2 protein-coding genes and 2 pseudogenes are annotated in these 2,794 nt (G+C 37.3%); 1 reads left to right on the plus strand and 3 read right to left on the minus strand.

All coding sequences use genetic code 11. The features are described 5' to 3' along the window. Positions 1-144: 144 nt before the first annotated feature. A pseudogene (locus tag QZ506_RS12710) lies at positions 145-237 on the minus strand (IS1 family transposase); the annotation flags it as partial. Positions 238-265: 28 nt separating this feature from the next. After that, a pseudogene (locus tag QZ506_RS12715) lies at positions 266-373 on the minus strand (IS1 family transposase); the annotation flags it as partial. Positions 374-1,012: 639 nt separating this feature from the next. Between QZ506_RS12715 and QZ506_RS12720 the strand changes: the two are divergent. Continuing rightward, positions 1,013-2,410 carry a hypothetical protein gene (locus QZ506_RS12720; protein WP_291971511.1) on the plus strand — a complete coding sequence of 466 codons (1,398 nt, stop codon included), beginning with the start codon at positions 1,013-1,015 and terminating at the stop codon, positions 2,408-2,410. Positions 2,411-2,432: 22 nt separating this feature from the next. Here QZ506_RS12720 and QZ506_RS12725 read toward each other — a convergent pair. Further along, a partial coding sequence (locus QZ506_RS12725) for a transposase (protein WP_291971513.1) occupies positions 2,433-2,794 on the minus strand: 362 nt, incomplete at its 5' end.

Below are 2,794 nucleotides of genomic sequence, written 5' to 3' on the forward strand. Positions count from 1 at the left end.
ACCGCGCTGCTTTAGGGCCTTGTTATAAGAGGGCCAGTTGGTGATTTTAAAATTTTGTTTTGCCATGGAGACCTGATTTTGAAACAACTGTGGTGATCTGCTCCGATGATTACCCAAAAGTTCTATTTATTCAACAAAGCCATTGAGACGTTGCAATCGGTTACGCAGTGTCAGATGTGCACGCTCAATACGCTGTGTATACAGCTTGCTAACAATGTGTTTTACTTTTTGAAGTTCGTCGTTGTAAGCCCTGTAGCCATCCGTGTCTGCATGACTGACTACGGTAACGCTGATGGCCACTTTTGCCATAACCGTGTTTTTTCACAGGAGATCTCTGTTCACAAAACGGGCATCTTACATCAACTTTAGCCACTGTATTCCACATCCAAAACCGGACATTTCACACTGCAATCAACATATTGAATACACGACCCAATTTTTGCAAAAACCAACTAAATAAATTAATTACGTATTAATACAGGCATATTTTTCTTATTTTTTCTGAATGAATTTTGCTATGATTATCCTCAACATCTTTATCAATTGAGTAAGTTGTTATGGTAATTGTTTTTGTCAGCTGACGGAGAGAAGTTTTATTGAATGAGTTAAACTTTCGTGTTGTCGCCGCTAATCAGCATAAATAAATTTATCTTTTAGAGCCTATCCCAGTAGGCATAATTGGAGCTATCAGTTTGGTCACGGATAGCTTGCAGAAACCGGAGCGTACACAGAGTACGTGAATATTTCGAGCACTTACTAAGTGCCCAAATGTAAACATACTTAACGCATAATCAAAAATTAGTAATTTACTTATTCCTATTCAGAGGTAGTGAAAAATGATAAACAATTCAATATACATAAACAATCGCAAACGCTATAATAATGATAACATTGTAAACACAGAAAATATCACTTTTAAAAAAAAACATTGCATGATGTTAAAGATATTGTCACTCCACATATAATTTATCACAACCTCAAATCGAAAAATTTATTAAAACCCGATGTTCCGATGCTAGTGGAACCTAAAAAAAAAGGAAATCAGCAAAAGGATATAACGCAGATAGTCAAAACATTATCAATCATAGCAAATGAAAATAATTCCATCATAAAAGAAAATGGCCACGTAGATAATGTGGCTATAAATAAAAATTGCGATACTGTTTCTTACAGAAAAACATTATCAATCAGAGATAATAAAAAAGAAAGAAGCTATTTTTACATCATGTTATTGATGAATGACTTGATTTCAAGTTCAAAAATTATGGAAATAGAGAAGCAGGGAAAAATATTAAGTGTATTAAGACAAGAAAGTATTATTGATGAAAATAAAACAAGAATTTATGGATATGTTCAGAAGGCGTTTAACTTTATATCTGATATATCACCGTTTATAGCAGATATTATATCTCTTTTACTGTTAGGCTCTCCCGGTGTCGGTATCGTTTTAGCGGCAATAGATGCCGTAGATTTAATCTATAAATTAGCAACGGGAAATTCCTTTATAAAGGACATTGAAAAATTTTTATATGATAAAATTTTAAATCCGTTTGTTGAAAAAATAAATAATATTATTTTAGACACTTTAATTAAATTTGGAATTAAAGAAAATCAGGCTAGAATTATTGCAAAAGATTTATCTGAAATCATTACAGTCGCTTTCTTTATTACATCATTGAAATTAATAAAATGTGATATTATTTCAGATAGTAAAAATCTGATTAAGTTATTCTCGTCACTGGTTAATGTTATAGAAAAAAGATTTGACCTGGGAAAAGACATTTCAGAATTGATTAATATGATCGCCTCAGCACTGCTGAAGGAGGGGGAACAGTATGCTGATAAGTTATTCTCCGATCTGGGCAAGGAGATTAGCAAAATCTTTGAGGGGCTCCTCCCGCCGGATATGCTGAAAAAACTCGAAAGCGATATCAGTACGGCTATTGCCGATGTTAGGGGACCAATTACGGCCGCTCTGTCTGACTTTGTACGCAGTGTCACTGACACTATCAGCAAGGGTATCAGTGGCCAAGGGCTAGATACGCCAGCGCTAAAAAGCGCGCTGGCCACATTTGAAAGCCATATGGTAGCCGAGCTCCGTTCGACAGTGCACAAACTGCTCAGCAGCGCCGCCGCAGACATTCTGAATGAGGGGGTACAGAAGGACAGTTTCAGTATTTCCAATCATATATCCTTCTTGGAGTTACGCCCTAAATCAGCTGACAATGACAGCATGCAAAAGTCAATTACTTTAATAGAAAACTATATAAATAGTAAAATAGAACAGAATAACAAGGAGATATGCAATGAAATTAATTATAACGAAACAAACAGGATAATATCATTGCTTAAAAAGCATGAAAATAACAATGAATTAATGATAAATAAATCATTAATGGATCCTGTTTAAGATTTTGTGTAAATGCCTTTCCTCAGAAGTGACCGTCAAGGCGGTCACCGAACTCGATAATAAAGCGGCTCATTGCCATACGCCAGTCCCGTAGTGGCATCGTCCATTTCTGTGAGGCAGCCCGGATTGCCAGCCACACGACTTTTTTCACTGCATCGTCCGTCGGGAACACCTTGCGTTTTTTTATTGCATGCCGGATCACACTGTTCAGCGACTCGATGGCGTTGGTTGTATAGATGACTTTGCGGATGTCTGCCGGGTAAGCGAAGAACGTCGCCAGGTTAGCCAAGTTTGTCTGCCAGCTCCGGCTTATCTGCGGATAGCTGCTGTCCCAGGCACTGTCGAACGCTTCCAGCGCCTGCAGACCTGCTTCTTCTCTGGGGG

It is taken from the genome of Candidatus Symbiopectobacterium sp. (genome assembly GCF_020054415.1).
GTDB lineage: Bacteria > Pseudomonadota > Gammaproteobacteria > Enterobacterales > Enterobacteriaceae > Symbiopectobacterium.